The 24,099-nt window shown below is 58.0% G+C and carries 19 protein-coding genes and 1 tRNA gene; 6 read left to right on the top strand and 14 right to left on the bottom strand.

Features of this window, described 5'->3' with window-relative positions:
• Together ACQE3D_RS15125 and ACQE3D_RS15120 are read left to right on the top strand one after the other, a co-directional pair.
• The gene (locus ACQE3D_RS15125) at window positions 1-1,059 is read left to right on the top strand and encodes a hydantoinase/oxoprolinase family protein (protein WP_313729866.1); all 1,059 of its coding nucleotides are present in this window, start codon (window positions 1-3) and stop codon (window positions 1,057-1,059) included.
• A 220-nt stretch (window positions 1,060-1,279) separates the two neighbouring features.
• Complete coding sequence (locus ACQE3D_RS15120) at window positions 1,280-2,407, top strand: methyl-accepting chemotaxis protein (protein WP_313729867.1); 1,128 nt, start codon at window positions 1,280-1,282, stop codon at window positions 2,405-2,407.
• A 17-nt stretch (window positions 2,408-2,424) separates the two neighbouring features.
• Here ACQE3D_RS15120 and ACQE3D_RS15115 read toward each other — a convergent pair whose 3' ends face one another.
• The 4 genes from ACQE3D_RS15115 to ACQE3D_RS15100 form a co-directional block, all read right to left on the bottom strand.
• Window positions 2,425-3,846: an Nramp family divalent metal transporter gene (locus ACQE3D_RS15115; RefSeq protein ID WP_313729868.1), complete on the bottom strand. Its 1,422-nt coding sequence runs from the start codon at window positions 3,844-3,846 to the stop codon at window positions 2,425-2,427.
• A gap of 519 nt (window positions 3,847-4,365) precedes the next feature.
• Window positions 4,366-4,620, bottom strand: a complete 255-nt coding sequence (locus ACQE3D_RS15110; RefSeq protein WP_313730683.1) for a hypothetical protein — start codon at window positions 4,618-4,620, stop codon at window positions 4,366-4,368.
• A 139-nt stretch (window positions 4,621-4,759) separates the two neighbouring features.
• Window positions 4,760-5,359 (bottom strand): DMP19 family protein, encoded by a 600-nt coding sequence (locus ACQE3D_RS15105; protein ID WP_313730682.1) that lies wholly within the window; start codon window positions 5,357-5,359, stop codon window positions 4,760-4,762.
• Window positions 5,360-5,451: 92 nt separating this feature from the next.
• Complete coding sequence (locus ACQE3D_RS15100) at window positions 5,452-5,787, bottom strand: hypothetical protein (RefSeq protein ID WP_427550968.1); 336 nt, start codon at window positions 5,785-5,787, stop codon at window positions 5,452-5,454.
• 90 nt (window positions 5,788-5,877) lie between these two features.
• Here ACQE3D_RS15100 and ACQE3D_RS15095 point away from each other — a divergent pair, with 90 nt between their 5' ends.
• Complete coding sequence (locus ACQE3D_RS15095) at window positions 5,878-6,201, top strand: hypothetical protein (protein WP_313729874.1); 324 nt, start codon at window positions 5,878-5,880, stop codon at window positions 6,199-6,201.
• Window positions 6,202-6,251: 50 nt separating this feature from the next.
• On the opposite strand, the gene mepA is transcribed toward ACQE3D_RS15095, so the two are convergent.
• The 5 genes from mepA to ACQE3D_RS15070 all read right to left on the bottom strand — a co-directional run bounded on the left by mepA (window position 6,252) and on the right by ACQE3D_RS15070 (window position 12,802).
• Window positions 6,252-7,106, bottom strand: a complete 855-nt coding sequence (gene mepA / locus ACQE3D_RS15090; protein WP_313729875.1) for a penicillin-insensitive murein endopeptidase — start codon at window positions 7,104-7,106, stop codon at window positions 6,252-6,254.
• A gap of 897 nt (window positions 7,107-8,003) precedes the next feature.
• Window positions 8,004-9,854 carry a dihydroxy-acid dehydratase gene (gene ilvD / locus ACQE3D_RS15085; protein ID WP_313729876.1) on the bottom strand — a complete coding sequence of 617 codons (1,851 nt, stop codon included), beginning with the start codon at window positions 9,852-9,854 and terminating at the stop codon, window positions 8,004-8,006.
• Window positions 9,855-10,037: 183 nt separating this feature from the next.
• Window positions 10,038-10,676: a TIGR04211 family SH3 domain-containing protein gene (locus ACQE3D_RS15080; protein WP_064024449.1), complete on the bottom strand. Its 639-nt coding sequence runs from the start codon at window positions 10,674-10,676 to the stop codon at window positions 10,038-10,040.
• A 47-nt stretch (window positions 10,677-10,723) separates the two neighbouring features.
• Window positions 10,724-11,623, bottom strand: coding sequence for an ornithine carbamoyltransferase (argF, locus tag ACQE3D_RS15075; RefSeq protein WP_064024447.1), 900 nt, complete (start codon window positions 11,621-11,623; stop codon window positions 10,724-10,726).
• A 6-nt stretch (window positions 11,624-11,629) separates the two neighbouring features.
• A complete protein-coding gene (locus ACQE3D_RS15070) occupies window positions 11,630-12,802 on the bottom strand; it encodes an acetylornithine transaminase (RefSeq protein ID WP_313729877.1) in 1,173 nt (390 codons plus the stop codon).
• Between the two features lie 436 nt (window positions 12,803-13,238).
• On the opposite strand from ACQE3D_RS15070, the gene ACQE3D_RS15065 reads away from it, so the two are divergent.
• Window positions 13,239-13,754, top strand: coding sequence for a hypothetical protein (locus tag ACQE3D_RS15065; protein WP_231883520.1), 516 nt, complete (start codon window positions 13,239-13,241; stop codon window positions 13,752-13,754).
• Window positions 13,755-13,758: 4 nt separating this feature from the next.
• On the opposite strand, the gene ACQE3D_RS15060 is transcribed toward ACQE3D_RS15065, so the two are convergent.
• Window positions 13,759-15,567, bottom strand: a complete 1,809-nt coding sequence (locus ACQE3D_RS15060) for a putative bifunctional diguanylate cyclase/phosphodiesterase (RefSeq protein WP_313729878.1) — start codon at window positions 15,565-15,567, stop codon at window positions 13,759-13,761.
• A 139-nt stretch (window positions 15,568-15,706) separates the two neighbouring features.
• Between ACQE3D_RS15060 and dhaL the strand changes: the two genes are divergently transcribed.
• Window positions 15,707-16,333, top strand: coding sequence for a dihydroxyacetone kinase subunit DhaL (dhaL, locus tag ACQE3D_RS15055; protein WP_313729879.1), 627 nt, complete (start codon window positions 15,707-15,709; stop codon window positions 16,331-16,333).
• A gap of 39 nt (window positions 16,334-16,372) precedes the next feature.
• Here dhaL and dhaK read toward each other — a convergent pair whose 3' ends face one another.
• A complete protein-coding gene (gene dhaK, locus ACQE3D_RS15050) occupies window positions 16,373-17,359 on the bottom strand; it encodes a dihydroxyacetone kinase subunit DhaK (RefSeq protein WP_313729880.1) in 987 nt (328 codons plus the stop codon).
• 21 nt (window positions 17,360-17,380) lie between these two features.
• On the bottom strand, window positions 17,381-18,202 hold the full coding sequence (locus ACQE3D_RS15045) for an HAD-IIA family hydrolase (RefSeq protein ID WP_071159329.1): 822 nt from the start codon (window positions 18,200-18,202) through the stop codon (window positions 17,381-17,383).
• Window positions 18,203-18,404: 202 nt separating this feature from the next.
• Between ACQE3D_RS15045 and ACQE3D_RS15040 the strand changes: the two genes are divergently transcribed.
• Window positions 18,405-18,480 (top strand) — tRNA-Phe (locus tag ACQE3D_RS15040).
• 289 nt (window positions 18,481-18,769) lie between these two features.
• Here the strand turns inward: ACQE3D_RS15040 and ACQE3D_RS15035 are convergent.
• On the bottom strand, window positions 18,770-21,010 hold the full coding sequence (locus ACQE3D_RS15035; RefSeq protein ID WP_313729881.1) for a methyl-accepting chemotaxis protein: 2,241 nt from the start codon (window positions 21,008-21,010) through the stop codon (window positions 18,770-18,772).
• Window positions 21,011-21,181: 171 nt separating this feature from the next.
• Window positions 21,182-24,049, bottom strand: a complete 2,868-nt coding sequence (locus tag ACQE3D_RS15030; RefSeq protein WP_313729882.1) for a methyl-accepting chemotaxis protein — start codon at window positions 24,047-24,049, stop codon at window positions 21,182-21,184.
• Window positions 24,050-24,099 lie beyond the last annotated feature (50 nt).

Below are 24,099 nucleotides of genomic sequence, written 5' to 3'. Positions count from 1 at the left end.
ATGGCTCAACGTATCGCGGGATGGGATATTGGCGGCGCCCATGTCAAATTGGCGCTATTGGACGAACACGGCGGATTGAGCGGGGTCGAGCAACGGCCATGCCCGCTCTGGAAGGGCTGCGATTACCTGGCTGCGGTACTGGCTGAACTGGACCAGGCCTACGGTTTGGCCGATTATCGCCACGCGGTGACGATGACCGGCGAATTGGCGGACGGATTCGCCAGTCGCGAACAAGGCGTGCGAGCCATCGTCGCTACCGTCGGCCAGCGCTTTGGTGACGATCGTATCGAGGTGTTTGCCGGCCGGGCCGGCTTTCTCGGCGGATCGGACGTCGCGCCGGCCGATACGCTGGCCATTGCCTCTGCCAACTGGCTGGCCAGCGTATTTTGGCTGGCGGAGCAGTTGCCGGATGCTTTGTTCGTCGATATCGGCAGTACCACGACCGACCTGTTGCTGATTGAAAACGGTTGTCCGCGAATCGAAGGCTATACCGATTATCAGCGTTTGATTTCCGGCGAATTGCTCTATACCGGTGTCGTTCGTACCTCGGTGATGGCGCTTGCCGACACGGCCGAATTCAACGGGCGGCAACAAGGTCTGATGGCCGAGCATTTTGCGACAACCGCCGATATATACCGGGTAACCGGCGATTTGCAGGAGCACCACGATCAAACCGAGAGCGCCGACGGTGCCGAAAAAACGCCGCAAGCCAGCGCCAGACGCTTGTCCAGGTTGACCGGCTACGATTTTGTCGAAGCCGATTGGCCGCTGTGGCAGGCGTTCGCCGCCCGCTTGAAAGACGTGCAAAAGCAAAAGGTGACTCGCGCTTCGCTCGCGCGAATGCAACGCGCCACCCGACTGCCGGTTTGGGTTGGCGCCGGCGTCGGCCGGTTTTTGATCAGGGAGATTGCCGATGACTTGGGCTACGCGTACCGAGATTTTTCGGAGTTGCTGGCGAAGCCAAACGGCGAGTGTTCGCGCTTGGATGCCGCCGATTGCGCACCGGCGGTCGCGGTGGCATTGTTAGCGGATCGGCGTCGGCATGCCGGACAACCTTAAAGTCGCGACCGTTTACAATTTCTGGGCGGCGCTGCACCTGCGGACGATTGAGAAAATCAAAACGTAAGAATATGCTTACAAAAAGGATGGAAGTATTTCTAGGCTTAATCACTCGATTTATCAAGCCATCCGTTAAGGTATATCGACTAAACTACACGCGCGGCGAACGGATGAATTTTAAATCGCTGTAATTAAAAAATGACAAAAATGGGTTGGGGTAATGCTCTCGTTTCTTTGGAAAAATCGCGAATTGGAAGAACTCAAGCTGCAATTGGCCGATGCTCACCGGCAAATTCAACAGCAGACCGATGAGTTGGAGCAGTCGCGTCTTGCGTTACAGCAGGCGCACGCCGGCAACATGGCACTGCAAGCGGCGCACCAGCGCGATTTAGGCACGATTGCCCATTTGCAGAACTTCGGCCAATCCTTGCTGAATATGCAGACCAGTCTGCTAACCTTGGCCAACCGGCTGCGCGACGAAAAAGACAATGCCATCGAAGCCCAGGGCATCTCGATTACCAGCAGCGAGGCCATTAAGCGGATTTCCCACAACTTGGTCGAATTGGCCGACGGTTCCAGCCATGCCGCCGAACAAGCCGGCTCGCTGGATCAAAGTTCGCGGGAAATCATCGGCGTGGTCAAATTAATTCGCGACATCGCCGATCAAACCAATTTATTGGCGCTGAATGCGTCGATCGAGTCCGCTCGGGCTGGCGAGCAAGGGCGCGGCTTCGCTGTGGTGGCGGACGAAGTGCGCACCCTGGCGCAACGTACCGCCGAAGCGACCAATAAAATATCGGCGCTGGCCGAATCCATCCGCAACGCCAGCGGCGGTACCCGCGAGCAAATGAGCCAGTTGGCGGACCACGCCAGAACGTATAGCGAGGAAGGTCAACGCGCGACCGGCACGATGCGCGAGCTGTTGGACTTTTCGGTGACGATGGAAAAAGTGGTGGCGGCTTCGTCGCTGCGCAGTTTCTGCGAATTGGCCAAATTGGACCATTTGATTTACAAGTTCGAAGTTTACAAAGTGTTGTTCCGCTTGTCGTCGAAGACGATTCGGGACTTTGCCGAACATACCGAGTGCCGCTTAGGCAAGTGGTATTATCAGGGCGAAGGTCGGGCCTGCTTTTCCAAGCTCCCAGGTTATTCGGAAATCGAGCAACCGCACATGACCGTGCATCAGGCGGCGCTGAAAGCCTTGACGGCTCATACTGCCGGCGACGATCAAACCATGCTGGCCTCGGTGGGACGGATGGAACAGGCCAGTTTGGATGTGCTCAGCAATCTGGAGAAAATCGCCCACAGCGCCGAGGTCGATGCCGGCGTGTTATGCAAAGCCCATTGAGTCGCCGCCGTAGAGTCTCAAAATCCCAGTACGCTTCGTAAATACAGAAAGGCCAAGGTCAAATAAACCGCAAAGCTGACCGCCAGCAACCAAGGTCGGCGGCGCGGTCTGGCCCAAGCCGGCAAATGCGGCGGCAGCAAGCGGTGATTCAGCCAATACAACAGCGGCGGAAACAAGATGGTGCCGGCAAAGCCGATCACTGCGCTGGTCAGGATCAGCGGGCCGGGCGCGTCCAACTGCATCGTGAAGCAGGTAATCAGCGTTAGCAATCCCAAAAACAAATAATACCAGCGCCGCGCCGACCAGCGTTGCGCGGCTGGAAACAGCGTTAATACGATGTCGGCCTGGATACGGCTGACCGCATCGGCGGTGGCCAACCAGGTGTCGGTCAAAAATGCCGCCGCCACTACCAGGAACAACAGCCTGCCGATTTCGCCCCAACTGACCGCGAAGAACTGGCTTTGTACGACGGCCAGTTCGTATTCTTGGGGTAGCAAGCCCTTGGGGAACAGTAACGCGTAAGCCAGCAGGCAGGTCATCAACGTCGTCAGCAAGTTTCCGAGAATCCCGACCAAAATATCGGCGCTCAAGAAGCGCCGCCAGGTTTGCCAGCGCGCGGCGCTTTCGGGCTCGTCTCGCGGCAGAAAACCGTCGCTGAGTACCGCTTCCTCGCTGCCGCCCAAACCGGTAATCCGGCCGACCCAGCCGGCCATGCTGGCGCCTTTGTCGCGCAGCCAGTACGAATAAAACAAAATCCAAAAGCCGCCCAGGCCGGCAAAAGTGATGGCCGTCAATAATTTGCTGGCGTCGCCGGCTTCCCAAGGCCGCGCCATCGCCGCCGTTGGTCCCAGCAAGCCGCGCGCGAACTCGGGCAGCGTGGCGGTTACGTCGCTTTGCAGGCAGGCCGACAACAAACCGACCACGGTGATCACCGCGACCAGCTTCATGAAGCGTTCGATCAAGGTGTAAACGACGCCGCTGGCCAGGATCGCGGCCAGAAACACCGCGATGGACAAATAGCCCCAAAACAGACTTTGCTCGCGTTGGCTCCAGCCGGCCGGCCAATGCGTTAATTCGGCCATCGCGGTGCCGCCGGCCGACGCGAAGGCGCCGAACCAAAAAAACGATACCGACATCAACAGCCACAGAAAGATGCCGAGCCGGCGGTTCAAACGAATGAAGCCGTGAAAGATGCTTTCGCCGGTCAGCAGGGTGTAGCGGCCGATCTCCAGATTTAACGGATATTGCAACAAGCAAGCCGGTACCAGTAGCCAAAGAAAGGTCAAACCGTATTTGGCGATCATGTACGGCCACCAGATCAGCTCGCCGCTGCCTTGCGCCAGCGCCATCCAGACCACGCCGGGTCCCAACGCGGCCCACCAACCGGGAAAGGCCGGAATGGCGCGGCGAGGAAGAGCATCTAACGGAGTTTTATTCATGGGTCGGAATCGGACGCTGTCAAAAGCCGGTCATTTCCGCAAATTCGCCGGAATTTGGCAAGTCCGGCTTGTCGCTAGCGGAGCATCGGCCGTTACAAAATCGCGAACGTGGCCGGTCCGATTCGGACCGGCCACGGTTTGAGCGGTCTCCAACGCAGGCGGAGCCCTATTCTCCAGATTATTCAAAGTCTAGGTGCAGGAAGGGCTTTAGACCCGATTTTTGACGGAACAGCGTCGCGGCATATTCCACCCCAAACCAGCCACCGATTCCAATCGAAAACCGCCACCGGTTTCAATCCAATGTCGGCCAGGGATTCCAACGACAAAATCACCACTGGCGCCGACAGATATTTATTCGGATGAAGGCTGGGTTCGGCCAATCAGAGACACTCAAGTATTTCAGTGCATGGCGGCTGTATTACAGAAAGCTGTCGTTCAACAAGCCAGGCTTGGCGGCGGAGGCCCCGAGACGCGTCGAATGCACTGCGATGGCCAGTCGACGTTCGCTGCCGCGAATGGTTAGGCGTCATACTCGCCATAATAAATGACTCTCTCAACAATCTGCTCAATGGTTAACTCTTGGTGTGGCTGACTCAATCGCATCCCCTCAACAACCTCAAGCGCGACGAAAACCTCTAAAAAATACTCCATGCCTGGCGCTCTCTCTGCCGCGACCTCACGCACCGGACGACTAAGTTCGCTCTCGGAAAGCTCAAGCACGACGGCTCCTGACTCTGGTCGAAACTCGCCACCAATTCGCTCGGCAAAAATCATGGCCATCTCTGGCCAGTCACTCAATCTAGCTATTGCTTCGCGGAGATGCATTTGTCGCCTAAGAGAGTCCATATAGTAACGCTAGCCGTGGGCCGAAGGCGCGTCCCTGCGACCGGAGAGAGCCAACTTGAACGTAAGGTTAGAAGTTTTTATGTAGTTCATTGTCTTTTGCGAATTGACTCATGCGCTTACCAAGTTTGTCAGGGTCTGCCCAAAATGCTCGATCAAGAACATCCAGTTCTTTATCTCGTTTGACTTGAGCTTCACTATCCGTAGCACGCAGAATACTACGCCGTTCGCAGGTATCGGAAGGAACCTCAGCGTCTCCAAAAAACATTTTCTTCGCTTCCGTCAGGAGGGCGAGACTTTTTGATGCACCTATTGCCATTAACCCCTCAACGGCAAACCTAAAGTAATCAGCCGAACTGTTGTGAAAGTATTGATCAAAGCCGCCGTTGTATACCTCGCCGCTCACCAAGTTTGTTGCGAAGTAAAGTTGGTTCCCATGAGATAAACCTGAAAAACCAGTTTCTGTGTTATGGACTTGATCGACAAGCCATTGCCAGTGTTTGTGTTCAGAACTTTCTCGGAATCTCTTGTCTTGCTCGTACCTGATTTTCGATGCATCAATACTTTTCCGATATCCACCTTTGCAGGGCATACAAAGGCCGCCGTTCTTTTCTGCGGTAGAAAGAAGAATGGGCGCTCCGCAGGCTGGGCAAGGAACACGGTCTGACATAGTGTGGACTTCTAACTAGTAATTAGACGATTTATGTATATCATCGGCGACTACAAATAATGGCCGGTAATGATCAATTAGCCGCCATTGGATCAAACTAAGCGATGGACCGCAATGGGTCGCAAGCCGTCATTCACTACTGGCAGAATCGTTTGGTAATCGATGGCCGACTTTGGATTGGAATCGGTGGCGGCTTTGCTGCCGGAATGCCTGGCGGTTTTGAAGTCGGAATCTGTGGTGGTTTTGTTTGGAATATGCACTCGCGGCATATCCGGCGACGCTGCCGGTCGCAAGCCCCGTGAACTGTGATCGGCATCACTTTTCGGGAACTCGACTAAACTTACTCGTGCTTGGGAAATGCCGGCGTAGCCGGAGCTTAGCCTTTCCGCAACTTGGCATTTTTCCTGCTGTCCAAGGGTGATCGCCAAATCCTTGGCGAAGGTCGCCGGCGACGCGATACGCGCCGGCGCGAAGTAGGGCGGCGCACCGACAGCGTCGCCGGAAATCGGGAGGTAGCCATGAAGAAGTGGACTGTCTTTTTTGGAAGGTGCGGATTACTGGGTGTGGTTTGCGGAATATTGATCGTCGCGGAACCCGGATACGCGGACAGCTCGGATAAACTGGTATTGACATTATCCGACGCCGGCTTGGCGAAGTTCGATGCCGCCGCGCAAGCCGGTCAGTCGCCGTCGCAAACCGCCGACGAACTACTGCCGTTGCAGAAATCCAAACCCCGGCCGGTGAATCTGGGCTGCGAGGTCGATGTTAATCAATACGGCGTGGACAACAATGCGTTGAGCAGCCGATTGACCGGCGAGTGTAATTTTCGCTATCGCTACTGATCTAAGGCGAGCGGGATTAGGCACCCACACGCCAACCGCGCTTGCCAGGATTATTCCCGTAGCAATTGCTCGCACAAGGCCGGTAACGGCGGCGGGACGGAAACCGGGCCTGGCGCCGGCGTTTTGGCTTCCTCGGTAAACCACCAAGCCAGGCTGGCGTCGCAGCCGTCGCCGGCCGGCAATGGCTCCTGGCCTTGGCATGCCGGGTTGTCGGCAGGGCATTTCAAACGCACGTGAAAATGATCGTCGTGCTTCCACCAAGGTCGAATCTTGCGCAGCCAGCCGCTGGCGCCGGGCTGTTTGGCGTCGCACAAATTTTGTTTGACGGCCGGATGCACGAAAATGCGGTCCACCTCCGGACGTTGTGCCGCAGCTTCCAAGACTTGGGCGTGGTTGGGCGACCAGGCGCGCCGGTCGATGCGGTATGCGCGCATATCCACCACCGACGGCGCGCTCCACGTTTCCCGTTCTTCGGCGGACAATACGCGCCGGTCGGCTTGCTCCGAAAGCAAAAACCAAATATCCACGTCCAGGCCGGATTGGTGGCTACGGTGGCCGCTGAGCGTTGGGCCGCCGCGAGCTTGTCCTAAATCGCCGATCAACAAGGTACCAAGCTGGCGGTCGCGCGCGGTTTGGCCGAGCGCTTGGATGAAGCCGATCAGTTCGGCATGGCCGTAATAGCGTTGCCGGGACAGCCGCATCACCTGATAACCCGGCCCTTGGAGCGGCAAGCTTGCCGCGCCGGCGATACAGCCGTTGGTATACGAGCCGATACTGAAACTCCCGGCGGGACGCGACGAAGGCGCTTTGATCGCCGCCCAGTCGGCGGCGGTGGAACCGGCGGCGGGCGCGGCGAAAACCGATACAGCGGATAGTAAAGTTAGGAAAGCACGAATCGAGAACATAAGATAGCCGGCGGTAAACAGTCCCGGCATTTTAAACCAGCCGGCGGGGGAAAGGACGTTCGACACGCCAGGCATCGCCGATGGGGCCCCGGTTCCGCCGAGTTTTTTCCGGATTTATCCCGAAACGCCTCGCCTGACCGACCGGGAGGCAACGATCCCGCTTAAACATCGAGCGTTCTAGTTTCAACAAGCAGCGATCCGCCGCCAACTGGCACACTTCTATGTCAAACACCGGCCCGTCTCGACTTGACAAGCATCGGTCCTACTCAAAGAGAGAACGTTCTATCCCAAACAGACACGGTTCGCTCCGCGACGCCGGCGTTTCTCTGTTTAATGTAGTGTGGTCCGGTTTGAACAGGCATCGTTCCCTGTTCGTTGCAGAACGTTGCCTGTTCAACAGAGAACGGCGAGTGTTCAGTGGAGAAGATTATCGGTTCAACAGCCAAAGCTGCCTGTTCAATCGAGAAATGTGCTGGTTCAACATGCAACCTTGCTTGTTCGGCCGAGAGTGATGCTCGTTCAACGGACAACGGCGGTTGTACGAACCAGAACCCGATGCGTTCGAACTGAAATGCTGTGTGCTTACATTAAAATGGCGAGGTTCGAACCAAGCACGACTCCGGTTTTGATCGGATTGATGCTGTTCAAAACGCCAGTATCGTTAGCGATAACACTCCATCCGGTGGACATGGGACCACTATCACCCAAAAGCCGAGCACAGAGCCGGCCAAGCCCTAGCATCGGGGACTTCGCACACGTAGGTCTAGTCGGCCTACGGCGAGGCAGGCGCTTAATCGACGATCGATCGCTGCCTGCGCGGTGTCGCACGGGCGGCCGTGGGGTGGAAATCCCGGCCGCGAAGTTTGCGTTGGCCGGGTCGCGTTGGTATGTGTTGGCTCAGTCGTCCCCGAGTTTGGACAAATCCCGCACCGCGCCCTTGTCGGCCGAGGTGGCGAAATGAGCGTAGGCCTTTAAGGCGACCGACACCTTGCGAGAACGCGGCTTGGCCGGTTTCCAGCCCAGCTTGTCTTGTTCGGCGCGGCGTTGGGCCAGTTCCTCGTCGGACAGCAGCACATTGATGCTCCGATTGGGAATATCGATGCGGATACGGTCGCCGTTTTTCACCAGACCGATCGCGCCGCCGGCCGCCGCTTCCGGCGAACAGTGGCCGATAGACAAGCCGGAGGTGCCGCCGGAAAAGCGGCCGTCGGTCAATAGCGCGCAGGCTTTGCCGAGACCCTTGGACTTGATGTAGCTGGTTGGATACAGCATTTCCTGCATGCCGGGGCCGCCTTTGGGGCCTTCGTAACGCACGACGACGACATCGCCGGCGACGACTTTGTCGGCCAGGATGTTTTCCACGGCTTCGTCTTGCGATTCGACCACGTGGGCGTTGCCTTCGAACACCAGCAGGCTGTCGTCGACGCCGGCGGTTTTGACGACGCAACCGTCCAGCGCGATGTTGCCGTACAGCACCGCCAGGCCGCCTTCCTGACTGAAGGCGTGCTCGAAGGAACGGATGCAGCCTTCGGCGCGGTCGGTGTCCAGGCTGGGCCAACGGGTATCCTGGCTGAACGCGACTTGCGACGGAATGCCGGCGGGACCGGCGCGATAAAAGGTTTTCACCGCATCGTTGGGGTTGCCGGCAATGTCCCACTCAGCCAGCGCGTCGCCCAGGGTTTTGGCGTGCACGGTCGGCACGTCGGTATGCAGCTTACCGGCCCGGTTCAACTCGGCCAGAATCGCCACGATGCCGCCGGCGCGGTGTACATCCTCGATGTGGTATTTGTTGGTGTTGGGCGCGACCTTGCACAACTGCGGCACCGTGCGGGACATCCGATCGATGTCGGCCATCGTGAAAGCAATGCCGGCTTCTTGAGCCACGGCCAGCAGATGCAGAATGGTGTTGGTCGAGCCGCCCATCGCGATGTCCAAGGCAATCGCGTTTTCGAAGGCTTTGAAACCCACCGAGCGCGGCAACACCGATTCGTCGCCTTGTTCGTAATACTGCTTGGCCAGTTCGACGATGCGGCGGCCGGCTTGTTTGAACAATTGTTCGCGATCGGCGTGAGTGGCGACCACGGTGCCGTTACCCGGCAAGGACAAGCCCAGCGCCTCGGTTAGGCAGTTCATCGAGTTGGCGGTGAACATGCCGGAGCAGGAGCCGCAAGTCGGGCAGGCCGAGCGCTCCACCGCCGCCAAGTCGGCGTCGGAGACTTTGCTGTCCGCCGCCATCACCATCGCGTCGATCAGGTCCAGCTTTTTGATGTCGTCCGATCCGGCCAGTTTGGTCTTGCCGGCTTCCATCGGGCCGCCGGACACGAAGATGACCGGAATATTGATGCGCATCGCCGCCATCAACATGCCGGGGGTGATTTTGTCGCAGTTGGAAATGCAGACGATGGCGTCGGCGCAGTGGGCGTTGACCATGTACTCGACGCTGTCGGCGATCAAGTCGCGGCTGGGCAGGCTGTAGAGCATGCCGTCGTGGCCCATCGCGATGCCGTCGTCGACGGCGATGGTGTTGAATTCCTTGGCGACGCCGCCGGCGAGTTCGATCTCGCGCGCGACCAATTGACCCAGGTCCTTCAAATGCACGTGGCCGGGCACGAATTGAGTGAAGGAGTTGGCGATGGCGATGATCGGTTTGTCGAAATCGCCGTCTTTCATGCCGGTGGCGCGCCACAGCGAGCGGGCGCCAGCCATGTTGCGGCCGTGGGTGGTAGTGCGTGAACGATAGCTAGGCATGGTGGTTCCAAAAAAAAGAAAGGCCTTAACAGCCCAATAAAATCAAAACAATTAAGGACGTGCCGAGTGAAGCGAAGCTCATCAACGAACGCATCGATTGCCAACGATGCGCTTCACGGTGTTCAGGACATCCAACGTCTGATTCAATGCTCTCCCGCCAACGGCGAGTGAGGGAAAAATGGATTAAAACGTGTCCCAACCGCTGGAACGGCGCCGCCAGCTGAGTTTGGGCAGAATAAAGCCGAGCAGCACGCCGAACAAGGACAGGCCGCCGCCGTACAAAAACCAATCTTGGTTGGTACTGTCCGCCAAGGCTTGGTTTTCGCGTTTTAACTGTTGTAGTTCGCGTTCGACGCTGACGACGCGTTCTTGAAGCTGATCGCGTTGCTGCTTCAATTGGATCGCATTCGCGGCGGTTTGTTGCAATTCGCTAAGGTCGGCGCTGAGTTTGTCGCGTTCCTTGCCGATTTCCAGGCTGCCGGCCTGCGCCGATTTCAGTTGTTTGTTTTCCTCGGTCAAGGCCTCCAACTTTTTGTTGGCGGCTTCGAGCTGGCCGCGCGCGCTGGGTTCGCCGGTCAGGTAGCGGCTAAGAATAAAGCCTTCGGCACCGTTGTTGGTCTGGATGTAGGTATAGCCGTTCTCGGTGCTTTCCTGCAATACGGTGACCAATGCGCCGTTCTCCAGCATTTTGACGATTTTGGTGCGCTCGCTCTCGCCGCTACGCAACGGTACTTCGACTTTGTCGGTGACGTAGGCCGTTCGAGCTTCGGCGATACCGCTAAACAACAGGCAGGCGGAGAGGTAGGCAAGGGTTTTTTTCACAGTGGCTCTCAAGGTTGGTCTAACGCAAGCCGGCGATTTTAGCGAAATTATCGGCCGATGAGAAATTCCAGCAAGGCCTTTTGGGCGTGCAAGCGGTTCTCGGCTTCTTGAAAAACCACGCTTTGCGGACCGTCGATGACCTCGGCACTGACTTCCTCGCCGCGATGGGCCGGCAAGCAATGCATGAATAGCGCGTCGGCATGCGCGGCCGCCATCACGTCGGCGTTGACTTGAAAATCCCTGAACGCTACTTCGCGGTGCTTTTGTTCTTCTTCCTGACCCATGCTGGCCCAGACGTCGGTGACGACCAGATCGGCACCGGCGGCGGCCAGCTCGGGGCTTTCGAAAAACGCCACGCGTTGGCCGGCGGCATCGACGATGGCTTGGTTCGGTCGGTAATCGAACGGGCAGGCGATGTGCAATTGGAAGTCGAACTGGCGGGCGGCGTTGATATAGGAATGGCACATATTGTTGCCGTCGCCGATCCAGGTCACGGTTTTGCCGGCGATGTCGCCGCGTTGCTCGAAGTAGGTTTGCATGTCCGCCAGCAATTGACAGGGATGCTTCAGGTCGGTTAAGCCGTTGATGACCGGTACCCGCGAATATTGGGCAAACGTCGTGACGGTTTCGTGTTTGTGAGTGCGCAGCATGATGCAGTCCACCATGCTGGAAATGACTCTGGCGCTGTCTTCCAAAGGTTCGCCGCGGCCTAATTGGGTATCTCGCGGCGACAGGAACAGCGCGGTGCCGCCGAATTGGGCCATGCCGGCCTCGAAGGAAATCCGGGTACGGGTCGAGGACTTTTCGAAAATCATCGCCAGCACTTTGCCTTTCAGCGGCTGGTAATCGGGATCGCGGTGTTGCTTGAGCGCGATGGCTCTGTGGATCAGGGCGCGGAGTTCGGCGCTGGACAGATCCAGCAAACTGGTGAAGTGTCTCGGTTGCATTGTGGATTACCTGCTGAATTCCTGTATGAGTGCCGACAAAGTCCCGGTCAGCATGGCGATTTGCGCGTCGTCGATCACGAACGGCGGCAGTAAACGTATCGTGTTGTCGGCGGTGACGTTGATCAATACGCCTTGTTCGAGAGCCATGCCGACCAGTTCGCCGCAGGGACGATCCAATTCGACGCCGATCATCAAACCTTTATGACGAATCGCGGCGACATGCGAATTCCCGGCCAGCGCCTGGCTCAGCGCCGCGTGAATTTGCGCGCCCTTGGCTTCGACGCTATCGAGCAGGCCGCTGCCGGTCAATGTGTCCAGCACCGCCAACGCCGCCGCGCAGGCCAGCGGATTGCCGCCGAAGGTCGAGCCGTGGTTGCCGGCCGTCAATACATCGGCCGCCTTGCCGCGCGCTAGACAGGCGCCGATCGGCACGCCGTTGCCCAAGGCTTTGGCCATCGTACAAACGTCGGGCAAGATACCGTTGTGTTGATAGGCCAGGAAGCGGCCGGTACGGCCGACGCCGGTTTGGATCTCGTCGAGTATCATCAGCAGATCGTGGCGGTCGCATAGCTCGCGTATCCGGTTCAGATAGTCGGGCGCGGGAATGTTGACGCCGCCTTCGCCCTGCACCGGTTCCACCATGATCGCGACGATATTGGCGTCCGCCGCCAACTCGGCTTCTATGGCTGGAACGTCGTTGTAAGCCACGTGGCGAAATCCGGCCAGTAGCGGCGCGAAGCCCTGTTTGATCTTGGTGTTCCCGGTCGCGCTCAGCGTGCCCATCGTCCGGCCGTGAAAGCTTTTTTCCATCGTCAGCACCACCGGTTCGTCGATGCCTTTTTGGTGGCCGTATTTGCGGGCGATCTTCAACGCCGCTTCGTTGGCTTCGGCGCCGGAGTTGCTGAAAAATACGTTATCCATGCCGCTCAATTCCGCCAGCCGGTCGGCCAGCTGAGCTTGTAGGCCGACGCCGTACAGGTTGGACGTATGCAGCAGGGTCCGGCTTTGCGCGCACAGCGCGTCGGCCACCGCCGGGTGGGCGTGACCGAGGCTGCACACCGCGATGCCGGCGACGGCGTCGAGATAGCGTCGGCCGGTACTGTCCCACAACCAAGCACCTTCGCCGCGCGCGAAGGTGACGGATTGGCGAGCATAGGTCGGCATCAGGTGACTAGTCATGGGCGGATTCGCTATCGTCAAATGGAAAGAGGTTTTCTTTAAAAAAAGCGCGCGATTATATTTTTTTGAGGTCTGCTATGCAATGCCTGATTCGCCGGGCGGGAAAATTGCCGGTTGCGCCGGGTTGGCGCGGCGAGTCGCAGCGGCGGGGCGAAGCGGGGCAATCTGTTCCGGATCGGTCGTTTTGACTTGGTCCGGCGCGGGCCGCGGGGCGTGTCGCCAAGCGGTTTCCCAACGACGTTTGCGGCGCGCGCGGAGCGGAGTCGATACGTGGATGGGCTTAGTCTTCGCTCTAGCGCCGGACGGTCGGGCGAGCGCACTCCGAAAATGTCCGATATATGAGAGTTGTTATAAACCTGTAACATTGATGGATTAAAGTCGTCTGCATTTAGGCTCAGCGGTTGGTTTTCGAACAGACGCCAACAAGGGACTTGCATTGAACGACAACGACTACCTCCTCGACGATAAGAAACACATCGTATCGATACGGCTGAACAATTTCGACCGGATCGCGGTGCGCTCGACGGCGGCGCGCTTGTTTGTCCGGGAGTCCGAGCTGTACCGCTTCGCGGTTTATCATTTATTGCACCGCTTGCATAAGTTGCACGACGATACCTGTGTCGGCAGCGATTTGTTGCCCTTATTCCTGGAATTCAAGGACGAGATCAACAGTCAACTGGGTTTGAACAAGCATCAACTGTTCAAGATCTTCAATAGTCGCACGCCCGATCCTAACAAATTCGTGGCGATGGCCGACATCGAACTGCTGCTGTTGCCGTTGCATGCGGTTAGGCAGCGCTTGCAACAAATGCCGGACGCGGCCGCCCAACGCCAGCCCGATACCTATGCCTGGTTGTTCGCTTATCTGCGCGAAAAATACCACTTCCGCGACGGCGAAATTCCCGCTCCCCGCCCGGTGGAAGGCGATCCGGACGACGGCGCGGTCGACTGATTGCTCACGCCGCCGCAGTTCCGAGGAATTCCCGGTGCCAAGTCACGAAGTCGCCCGGCGCCAACGGTCTGGCGAAGTGGTAGCCCTGTACTTCGTGGCATTGATGGCTTTTAACGCATTCCAGTTCGGCCAGATTTTCAACGCCCTCGGCGATGGTTTCCAGGCCCAGGCTATTGCCCAGCGCGATGATGGCCTTGACGATAGCTTCGTTGGCCGGCGTGTTTTCGATATCGCGGATAAACGATTGGTCGATTTTGATTTTGTTGATCGGGAAGGTGCGTAGATAACTCAGACTGGAATAGCCGGTGCCGAAGTCGTCGATGGCCAGTTTGACCCCCAAGCTCCGCAGTTCGCCCAGAGTTTGCGCTGCGCGGTCGGCGTGGGTCATCACCGCGCCCTCGGTCAGTTCCAGCTCCAGGTGTTCGGGAATCATGCCGGTTTCCGCGATCAACTGCGCGACTCGTCCCGCGAAACCGGGCTGTTCGAATTGCTTCGCCGAAATATTGACCGACATCCGCAGCGCGGGCAGGCCGGCAGCGATCCAGCTCAGGTGTTGCCGGCAGGCCTGGCGCAGCACCCAGTCGCCTATGTCGTGAATTTGGCCGGTTTCCTCGGCGATCGGAATGAATTCGGCCGGCGAAATCGCGCCCAACGTGGCATGCTGCCAGCGCAACAAGGCTTCGACGCCGACGACCCGCTGGTCGCTCAGTTGAATTTGCGGTTGATAGTGCAACGAAAATTCACCGTTGCCGAGCGCGCCGCGCAATTCGGCTTCCAGTAGCATGCGTTCCCGCAAGCCGTCGTCGAAATGTTCGGAGTACAGCGCATAGCGATTGCGTCCAAGTTGCTTGGCTTGGTACATCGCGGCGTCGGCCTTGCGGATCAAGCCTTCGGCCGAGCTGTCGTGCAGCGGATACAAGACGATGCCCATGCTGGCGGTGACCTGCAAGGCGTGGTCGTAAACCGGCATTGGCTGGTCCAGCGCGGCGACGATATGGTCGGCAACGGTGGTCGCGGCGGTTTCGCCATCCAGATTCGGCAAGATAATGACGAATTCGTCGCCGCCTAGCCGCGACACGGTGTCGCTATGGCGGACGCACTGGGTCAGTCGCTCGGCCACGGTTTGCAGCAGGCGGTCGCCGACGCTGTGACCCAGGCTGTCGTTGATGTATTTAAAGCGGTCCAAATCGACGAAAATCAGCCCCAGCATCCGCCCACCCCGCAGCGCGCCACGGCAGGCTGTCTCCAGTCTGTCCTTAAACAGCAGGCGGTTCGGTAGGCCGGTCAGTTGATCGTAATGGGCCAGCAAGTACAGATCGCGCTGTTTGCGCTGGGTGATTTCCTCCAGCAGCGCGTGGCCGGTCGCCATGCCGGCGTAAGCGCCGTCGCGCAGAATGATGAAGCCGTTAACCATGTGGCGCATCCCGGCATCGATAATGATCCGCGCCACGTCATCGATGCCGGCGTTGATGTCGACCACGATGGGGTTGGCGTCCATGATTTCGGCGATGCGCTTTTTGTACAGCAAATCGCGGGCGAACGGTCGCAGAAAAATTTCAATGATCCGGCCCCGGTCCATAATGCCGACCGGCATCCGGTCGGCGTCAACGATGGCGACCGCCGGCAAATCTTCGTGGCGGATGAAGTGATCGAGCACATCGACGCAACGGCTGTTCCAGGCGATCGGTTCGACATGGCTCAGCAGGCGTTTGACCGTCGCGGTTTGGCCCGGCGTTTCGTCTAGGGTTTGGTCTTGCCGATGTTTGCGGGCGTCGTTGAGGGCGAGTTCGATGGAATGAATCGGAAACAGCATGAGGCACGCATGGGCAGGGGCGACGACGGCCCAGTATACGAGGGCGGCGTTACGGTTTTATGACGCGGCGCGGACTGGACAGGCGCGGGCGGCTTGGCTATGCTCCGCGCCTGTTGTCGCCCATGCAGGAGTTGCCCACATGACCATCAGTCCCGCGATATTTCCCCCATTGATCCGCGCCGTTCAGGCCGACATCGCTGCCAACGCCGAGGCTGTTACCGAGTTGGATCAGGCGATAGGCGACGGCGATCACGTTTTCAACCTGCAACGCGGCTTGCAGGCCTTGGCCGAGCAGGCCGACGCGATCGCGCCGCTGGATTGGCCGGCGGCCTGGCAAAAAATCGGCATGACGGTGATGGCGGCGGTCGGCGGCGCGTCGGGCTCGTTGTACGCGACCTTGTTCATCGCGCTGCATAAACACAGTCGGGATAGCTCTGTGTCCGGCTTCGCGGCGGCGTTCGCGGCCGCCGTCGAGGCGGTCAAACAACGCGGCAAGGCCGATGTCGGCGAAAAAACGATGCTGGACGTTTGGGTGCCGGTGGCGCAGGCTTTGCAACAGGATGCCGAAGCCGGCAAATCGCTGGACGAATTGCTGGATCATCTTTGCCAAGTCGCGGCGGCCGGCGTCGAAGCTACCCGCGATATGCTGGCGACCAAGGGCAGGGCGTCGTTCTTGGGCGAGCGTAGTCTGGGCCATATCGATGCCGGCGCCAAAACCGCGCAATTGATCGTCGCGGCGGTGGCCAGGGTGTTGAAAACGGCTTAATTCAGGTGGGGCGTCGAATCTTGATTTGACAGCGTTTCCTCAACAGCCCCAGCGCAAGGCTGCGGTATTGACCGGCGCGTCCCACAGTTTCAGCATTTCCTCGTCCAGCACGGTCAGGGTCAGCGAGGCGCCGGCCATGTCCAGCGAGGTTGTGAAATTGCCGACCAGCGAACGTTGCACGGTCAATCCGCGTTCGCCGCACCGTGCGTGAGCCAACTCGTATAGCAAATGCAATTCGATCAATGGCGTACCGCCGAAGCCGTTGACGTGCAACAGCACGTTTTGGCCGGCGGCCGGCCGTAACTCGTCGAATAGATGCTGGGTCAATTCGGCGACGATGTGGCTGGCGTCGGCCAGTTTGACGGTTTCGCGGCCGCGCTCGCCGTGGATGCCGACGCCCATCTCGATTTCGTCGTCGCCAAGGGTAAAGGTTGGATGGCCCAAGGCCGGTACCGTGCAACTGGTCAGCGCGACGCCCAGCGAGGCGGTGGCCGAAACGACCCGTTCGCCCAAGGCTTTGCAAGCCGCCAGATCGTAGCCTTGCTCGGCCGCCGCGCCGACGACTTTCTCGACGATGCTGGTGCCGGCCACGCCGCGCCGACCAATGGCGTGGGTCTTGGGCAGGGAAATGTCGTCGTTGACCAGCACGCTGGCGTTGGGGAGGTCCAGCATCTCGCTAGCCATTTCGAAATTCATCACGTCGCCGGCGTAATTTTTGACGATGAACAACACACCGGCACCGCCGTCGACGGCCTGGGCCGCGGAGATCATTTGATCCGGCGTCGGCGAGGTGAACACCTGGCCTGGACAGGCGGCGTCCAGCATGCCGAATCCGACGAAGCCGCTATGCAAGGGCTCGTGGCCGGAGCCGCCGCCCGAAATCAGCGCTACCTTGCCGGGCTTAAGGTGCTTGCGACGCACGAAATGCGGGGTTTCGTTCAGGTCGACGATGTCGGCGTGGGCCTTGGCGAAGCCGCGCAAACTGGTGGTCAACAAGCTGTCCGGGCTATCGATGAACTTTTTCATGGTCACTCCTTGGTTTGCGGGTCAGGCGGCCAGTTCGCGCAACATCCGGGTCACGTCGCGGATATCGGGCACCACCCAGGTTGGGCCGTAGTCGGTGGCTTCCACATCTTTTGCGCTGGATACTCCGGTCAGAACCATCAGGCTGCGAATACCGGTGCGCACCGCGCCGAGGATGTCGGTGTCCAGCCGGTCGCCGATCGCGATGGTCTGTGCCAGCGGCGCGCCGAGTAACTCGATGGCTTGCCGGTAGATGATGGGCTCGGGCTTGCCGATAATCATTGGCTGGATGCCGGTTGCCGCGGTCAGCGCCGCCAGGATCGCGCCGTTGCCGTGAGTAATGCCGTGCTCGGTCGGCAACGATATGTCGCCGTTGGTACCGATGAAATGCGCGCCGGCCCGCAGATTGAGGGTCGCGGTCGCCAGTTTGTCCCAACTGATTTCCCGGTCCATGCCGCAAACCACCAAATGCGCGTGTTGGTCGGGTCCGGTTTCGTAGAGGCCGGTTAGCGTAAAGCCCAGATCTTGCAGAGGTTTCCAGGTGCCGGTGCCGCCGATCGCGTAGGCGCGGGTGGTTTGGGGATCGTAGCGCTGGGACAAATACAAAGCGGTGGCCATCCCCGAGGTCAGAATTTCACGCTCGGCCACCGCAACGCCCATTTTTGCCAATTTGGCGACGTATTGTTCGGCAGTCATGCTGGCGTTGTTGGTCGCCAAAATAAACGGCAGTGCCAGGTCGCGCAAGGTTTCGAAAAAGTCGGTCAGGCCGGCTTGCGGCTGGTCGCCGTGCCAGAGTACGCCGTCCATATCGATGATCAGCGCGCGTATGTCGGTAAATGCTTGCATAAAAGTCTCGGTCTTTTTAATTTTTTTAATTTGCCGGGGCCTGGCAAACCGGGATGGTTCGGCCCTTGAGACGCCGGGCGGGGCTGCGGCACGCGTGGCGGCACAGAATTGCATAATCGTTGCTCGTCTGTCCAGTTTAGCTGGGAACTGCGTTTTTTCTTGACTTGCCGCCGATAACCTAGTTTAATGCGCGGCTCTTGACGCCCAGGTAGCTCAGTCGGTAGAGCAGAGGACTGAAAATCCTCGTGTCGACAGTTCGATTCTGTCCTTGGGCACCACGAATACCAAGGCCTTGCATCAATGCAAGGCCTTTTTTATTTCCTGCGACCTGCCGGTTTCGGCTGGGTGTTTTCCTTGCCGAACGCCGGATTCCGCGCGAAATGTTACGACTTGGTTTACACCTGGAAGACAGGATACGTGACGGTTTTTGCCGAACGAATCTTGAGCCGACCGGCGGCTTCCCCAAACGGAGCTGCCGGTCGGTGTCTGCCAGAAGCCTAAATTTAGCCCACTGGCTGGGTGCCAATAGCAGGGCGTATTGTTGCATCGCCCTCCCGCTATTTCTTTCTAAAAACGCTCGAAATACGGCAATTCCGGCGCCAAGCCGGTCGCATCGTGGCGACGGCTTGGCGCCGCTCCGCGCTTGGTGGCCGTGGGTTTGGCGTGAGGTGCGTGGCCGCGGTGAGAAGTGCTGGCGCGACGTTGGCCGCCGGAACTGGCGATCTTAAAAAAGCTCATCAAACTTTGTAATTGCTCGGCCTGGCCGGTCATTTCCTCGGCGGTGGAAGCCAGTTCCTCGCTGGCGGCGGCATTTTGCTGGGTGATTTGGTTCATCTGATTCATCGCGGTATTGACTTGGCTGACGCCGGCCGATTGTTCCTGGGAGGCGGCGGCGATCGCCTGCACCAGAGCGGAGGTTTTGGCGATGCTGGGCACGATGGCATCCAGCAAACGGCCGGCGCTTTCGGCGGTGCTGACGCTGGTTTCGGCCAATTGGCCGATTTCCTGGGCGGCGATCTGACTGCGTTCGGCCAGTTTGCGCACTTCGGCGGCAACCACCGCGAAGCCCTTGCCGTGGTCGCCGGCCCTGGCGGCCTCGATGGCGGCGTTCAAAGCCAGCATATTGGTTTGATAGGCGATGTCGTCGATGATGCCGATTTTGCCGGCGATGCTTTTCATCGCCTCGACGGTTTGCTTGACGGCGGCGCCGCCCTCGACCGCTTCCTGCGAGGCTTTGGCGGCCATGCCGTCGGTGACCTTGGCGTTTTCGGCGTTCCGGCCGATGCTGGCGGCCATTTGCTCGATGCTGGCGCTGGTTTCCTCGACGCTGGCGGCTTGCTCGCTGGACGCTTGCGACAGCGATTGAGACGTGGATTGGATTTGTTCGGAGGCGCTGCTTAATTGATCGGCGGCCGAAACCACGTCTGTAATGGTTTGGGAGAGCTTGGCGACGGTGTTGTTGAGGCTTTGCTTGACCTGATCGTATGCGCCTTGATATTGGCGGGTGACGGTTTTGGTCAGGTTGCCTTGTTCCATGGCTTCAGCCACGTCAATCGTATCCTTGAAGGCGATGTCCACGGTTCCGGAAAGCTGATTCAGCAGTTCCGACAACTCCTTAGTGAAACCGGCTTTACCGGTAATATCCATCTTGACGCTAAAGTCGCCTCGGTTGGCCGCCGAGACGATGTCGCGGATTTCTCCGACAATTTGTTTCAAGTTACCGCGCAACTGTTCGACAGTGTCGTTGATGAAGGCTTTTTTGCCGGGAAATCGTTCCAGCGGCGCATCCAAGTTGCCTTCGCCGAATAATTGGATGCAGGCCATGGCTTGTTTCTTGACGGCAATGTGGGCGCTCACCATCTCGTTGACGCCTTGCGCCATGGTTTTAAATCCACCCTTGAATCGGGTAGCGTCCACTATGACATCGATATCGCCTTTTTGGTGTTCGCTGGACATATGATCCATCGCAGCCAGCAAGGCTTTAATGGTGTTGCTCATATGCAGCATCGCCGCCATCACGCTCGAGTTGTCGTTGGCGCGAAGCTTAACGGATTGATTCAAGTCGCCCGTGGCGATACCGTTGGCCAATTCAGCGACGACTTCAGGCTCGCCGCCGAGGCAGTTCCACAGTTGCCGAAAGCCTTGCAGGCACAAACCAATAACCGCGAGCAAACTAAGCAGATTTAGCGTCGTCGACCACCGCCGCATTTGCGAAACTTCGATATTCAATTGGTTTTTTGCCGAATCGGCTTGCCGTTCCAAAGGACGACTTAATATGTCCAAACTCTCTATCAGTGTGTTGGATCGAGCGTCGAAACCGGTATCCGGTTGCTTCATCGCGCGATTGCCGGCTACTTTGCCTTCGGTAAGATATACGCGGGCCATTTCGATACCCACATCGTAAAAACGCTCCAATTTTTCGCGGATTTCGTTTACGGCGGCATTGCTCTGGGGAAGCAGTAATAATATTTCATTCAACAAACGCCGGCTTTCCTCGGCATGCCGCTTGGCGTCGTCGAAGCCTTCTTCGTCGCCGGTCGCACTGATGTCGGTTAGATATTGCTGAATTTGCGAAATGTGGTATTGGAGCAAATGCGCGCGATCTACCGCATCGATGGCATGCTCGGCTTGCCTGTTGAACTCGGCAATGTTGTCGGCAATCCGAAAGCTGACCGTGATTTGTGCGGCGCCGACCAGACTCAGTAGCAACAGCAAGCGAATCCCCGCCGCGCGTAAACTGAAGCGATGCCGTTCGGATTGAAAATTGCCGTTAGGCTGGGCTAGGATTGCAAAGGGATCAGTGTTCATGCTGGCTCCTGATGTGCGGCATCGTCCGCATTGCTGCTAGCCGGTTGTAATCGATGATTTCCCAGACGCTCAAGATGCCGACGGCTTAAAAGTCGCCGCCCGACCGCCCGGCTCGGACGGATTCGGACGGCGAGGCGGTAGCGCTCTAAGCGCGTTGCGCCACAGTGGATTTTAAAATCGCTCGAAATGCTGCAATTCTAGATCCAAGCCCGTTGGATCGTGGTGGCGGGCTGGCGTCGGGCCGAGTTTGATAACCCCAGGTTTGGCGTGATGCGCGTGGCCGCCGTGAGAAACGCCTGAACGATGCCGACCGCCGGAACTGGCGATCTTAAAAAAGCTCATCAAACTTTGCAATTGCTCGGCCTGGCTGGTCATTTCCTCGGCGGTGGCGGCCAGTTCCTCGCTGGCGGCGGCATTTTGCTGGGTGATTTGGTTCATCTGATTCATCGCGTTATTGACTTGGCTGACGCCGGCCGACTGTTCCTGGGAAGCGGCGGCGATTTCCTGCACCAGATCGGAGGTTTTGGCGATGCTGGGCACGATGGCGTCCAGCAAACGGCCGGCGCTTTCGGCGGTGCTGACGCTGGTTTCGGCCAATTGGCCGATCTCCTGGGCGGCGATCTGACTGCGCTCGGCCAGTTTGCGCACCTCGGCGGCGACTACCGCGAAGCCTTTGCCGTGGTCGCCGGCCCTGGCGGCCTCGATCGCGGCGTTCAGGGCCAGCATATTGGTTTGATAGGCGATGTCGTCGATGATGCCGATTTTGCCGGCGATGCTTTTCATCGCCTCGACGGTTTGCTTGACGGCCGCGCCGCCCTCGACCGCTTCCTGCGAGGCTTTGGTGGCCATGCCGTCGGTGATCTTGGCGTTTTCAGCGTTTTGGCCGATGCTGGCCGCCATTTGCTCGATGCTGGCGCTGGTTTCCTCGACGCCGGCGGCTTGTTCGCTGGCGGCTTGCGACAAGGACTGCGAGGTACCGCTGATTTGCTGCGAGGCGTTGCCGAGTTGGTCGGTGGCCTCTCTGACCTCGCCGATGGTTTGCGACAGTTTGATGACGGTATTGTTGAGACTTTGCTTAACTTGATCGTAGACGCCTTGGTAATCGCGGTTAATCGTGCGAGTTAGATCGCCATTTTCCAGGGCTTGGGCCATTTCTATCGTGTCCTGAAACGCCACATTGACCGTATCGGTGATCTGATTGATGCCTTCGGCGACGTTTTTTAAGAAGCCCTGTTTGTCGGCAACGCTAATTGGTCGAAAATCGCCGGCTACCGCGGCTTCGACAACTTGGGATATTTCCCGTTCGGCGTTGACTTCCGCCGAACGCTCCAGCCATTCGATCATCGATCCGCTCCGCCGCCCCTCGTTGTCGTAGGAGGGGCTGGCCGTTAGCCGGAAGATCAAGTTTCCCACCTCGATTTGCACAACATGCGGACTGGTTAGATGGGCTAACAAATTGCGTTGATGGGCGGGATTCCGATGGAATACATCGAAATTCCGACCGAGAATATTGTCCGCCGCAAAATCGCTAAACAACTTGCGCATTTCCGGCTCCGAGCGGCGCATCAAGGCCATGGTGGATTTGTTCAGATAGCGAATCACGCCGTCGTTGTCGGCCAACATCACGTTGATCGAGGCGTTATCCAACGTAGCCTTGATGGTTGCGGACTCCCGCGCCGCTTCCGCGAAGCGACGCAGGTTCTCGCGCACCAAGTCGACGGTGGTGTTGATAAAGGCTTTTTTACCCGGCAATTTCGCCATATCAGCGTCGTAATTGCCTTCCCCAAAGGCTTTAAACACGGCCATGGCTTTCTTCTTTACGTCAATGTGGGCGTTGACCATGTCGTTGACGCCTTGTGCCATTTTGCGAAAATCGCCTTGGTATTTTTCAACCGCCATCACCACATCGATATCGCCTTTCTCGTGTTCCTCGGACATGTGATTCATATCGGCGATGAAGCCTTGCAAATTGCCGCGTACCAAGTCGACGGTTTCATTGATGAATACTTTTTTACCGGGCAGTCTCTCGATATCGGCGTTGAAATCGCCTTGACCGAAGGCCGTAAACACCTGCATGGCTTTTTTCTTGACGTCGATGTGAGCGTTGACCATGTCGTTAACCCCTTGCGCCATGGCCTTGAAACTGCCTTGGAAGCGATCGGTATCTACCATGACATCAATGTCGCCCTTTTCGTGTTCGCTCGACATCCAGGCCATTTGTTCCAACATGTGCTTGATGGTATCGCTCATGTTTTTCATCTCGGCCATCAAACTGTCCCGATCGTCGTGTTGCAGTTGGAAAGGGTAGGAGAGGTCGCCGACGGCTATGCGTTGGGCAACGCCGACAGCCTCGCCCGGCTCCGCGCCTAATTGTCGTAATAGCGAATTCGCTAAACGCCAAGCGAGATAAAAACCAATCCCGATCGATAACAATGTGCCGGCCAGCATCGTATTTTGTAAGTTAGCGCTACTTTGTTCCGCGGACTGATTGGCCGCTTCCGTCAGTTTTAGCGTGCGCGATAACAGTTGTTCCCCGATCGCCTGTAACTTTTTGAATTCAGGATTGACTTGAGTCAATAACAAACGATGGCCTAGTTCGAAATTCCCGGCTTTGATCGCCTCCCATGCGGGGTTACTGGCGTTTTGCCGGTAAACGTCGCGGGCGCTCAGATATTGGTCGAGCAAAGCTTTTTCTTCCGGGCCGATCGGCAGTGTTTGGTATTCATCGAGCAAATCAGCCATTTGCTTGCGATTGGTTTCGGTCGCTTCGATGTGCAGGCTGAGCGGATGATCGTGCAGTTTGGCGTGCGGCGAGGCTGGATCGTGTTGCAGTGCCAGCATGATGTTGGTGCGGTTGTCGTTATTCAGTTGCAGCATTTTGGCCAATAATTGGCCGGGAACGACTTTGCCGCGGTAGGTGTTGTCCATCGACTCGACGACCGCGTTGATGCCTAGCAATCCGCTACCACCCACCGCGACAGCCAGCAAGGCCATGAAAACGATCAAACTCGTCAATCGCCCTTTAATTGTGCTTATCATGGTTAAATTCTCCCAACTGAGTTGAAGAAGATGCCGAACCATAGTCCGGC

The organism is Methylomonas sp. MS20, from assembly GCF_050275925.1.
GTDB classification, from domain to species: Bacteria; Pseudomonadota; Gammaproteobacteria; order Methylococcales; family Methylomonadaceae; genus Methylomonas; species Methylomonas koyamae_A.
Note: the sequence above shows the minus strand (reverse complement) of the source record. Positions and strands in the feature narration are given on the sequence as shown.

Bases quoted from the DNA above. Each gene is read 5' to 3' on its own strand.
- ACQE3D_RS15070 (WP_313729877.1), bottom strand. From the start codon at position 12,802: ATGACTAGTCACCTGATGCCGACCTATGCTCGCCAATCCGTCACCTTC.
- argF (WP_064024447.1), bottom strand. From the start codon at position 11,623: ATGCAACCGAGACACTTCACCAGTTTGCTGGATCTGTCCAGCGCCGAA.
- ACQE3D_RS15060 (WP_313729878.1), bottom strand. From the start codon at position 15,567: ATGCTGTTTCCGATTCATTCCATCGAACTCGCCCTCAACGACGCCCGC.
- ACQE3D_RS15120 (WP_313729867.1), top strand. From the start codon at position 1,280: ATGCTCTCGTTTCTTTGGAAAAATCGCGAATTGGAAGAACTCAAGCTG.
- ACQE3D_RS15035 (WP_313729881.1), bottom strand. From the start codon at position 21,010: ATGAACACTGATCCCTTTGCAATCCTAGCCCAGCCTAACGGCAATTTT.
- ACQE3D_RS15095 (WP_313729874.1), top strand. From the start codon at position 5,878: ATGAAGAAGTGGACTGTCTTTTTTGGAAGGTGCGGATTACTGGGTGTG.
- ACQE3D_RS15110 (WP_313730683.1), bottom strand. From the start codon at position 4,620: ATGATTTTTGCCGAGCGAATTGGTGGCGAGTTTCGACCAGAGTCAGGA.
- ACQE3D_RS15105 (WP_313730682.1), bottom strand. From the start codon at position 5,359: ATGTCAGACCGTGTTCCTTGCCCAGCCTGCGGAGCGCCCATTCTTCTT.
- mepA (WP_313729875.1), bottom strand. From the start codon at position 7,106: ATGTTCTCGATTCGTGCTTTCCTAACTTTACTATCCGCTGTATCGGTT.
- ACQE3D_RS15045 (WP_071159329.1), bottom strand. From the start codon at position 18,202: ATGCAAGCATTTACCGACATACGCGCGCTGATCATCGATATGGACGGC.
- ilvD (WP_313729876.1), bottom strand. From the start codon at position 9,854: ATGCCTAGCTATCGTTCACGCACTACCACCCACGGCCGCAACATGGCT.
- ACQE3D_RS15115 (WP_313729868.1), bottom strand. From the start codon at position 3,846: ATGAATAAAACTCCGTTAGATGCTCTTCCTCGCCGCGCCATTCCGGCC.
- dhaK (WP_313729880.1), bottom strand. From the start codon at position 17,359: ATGAAAAAGTTCATCGATAGCCCGGACAGCTTGTTGACCACCAGTTTG.
- ACQE3D_RS15030 (WP_313729882.1), bottom strand. From the start codon at position 24,049: ATGATAAGCACAATTAAAGGGCGATTGACGAGTTTGATCGTTTTCATG.
- ACQE3D_RS15125 (WP_313729866.1), top strand. From the start codon at position 1: ATGGCTCAACGTATCGCGGGATGGGATATTGGCGGCGCCCATGTCAAA.
- dhaL (WP_313729879.1), top strand. From the start codon at position 15,707: ATGACCATCAGTCCCGCGATATTTCCCCCATTGATCCGCGCCGTTCAG.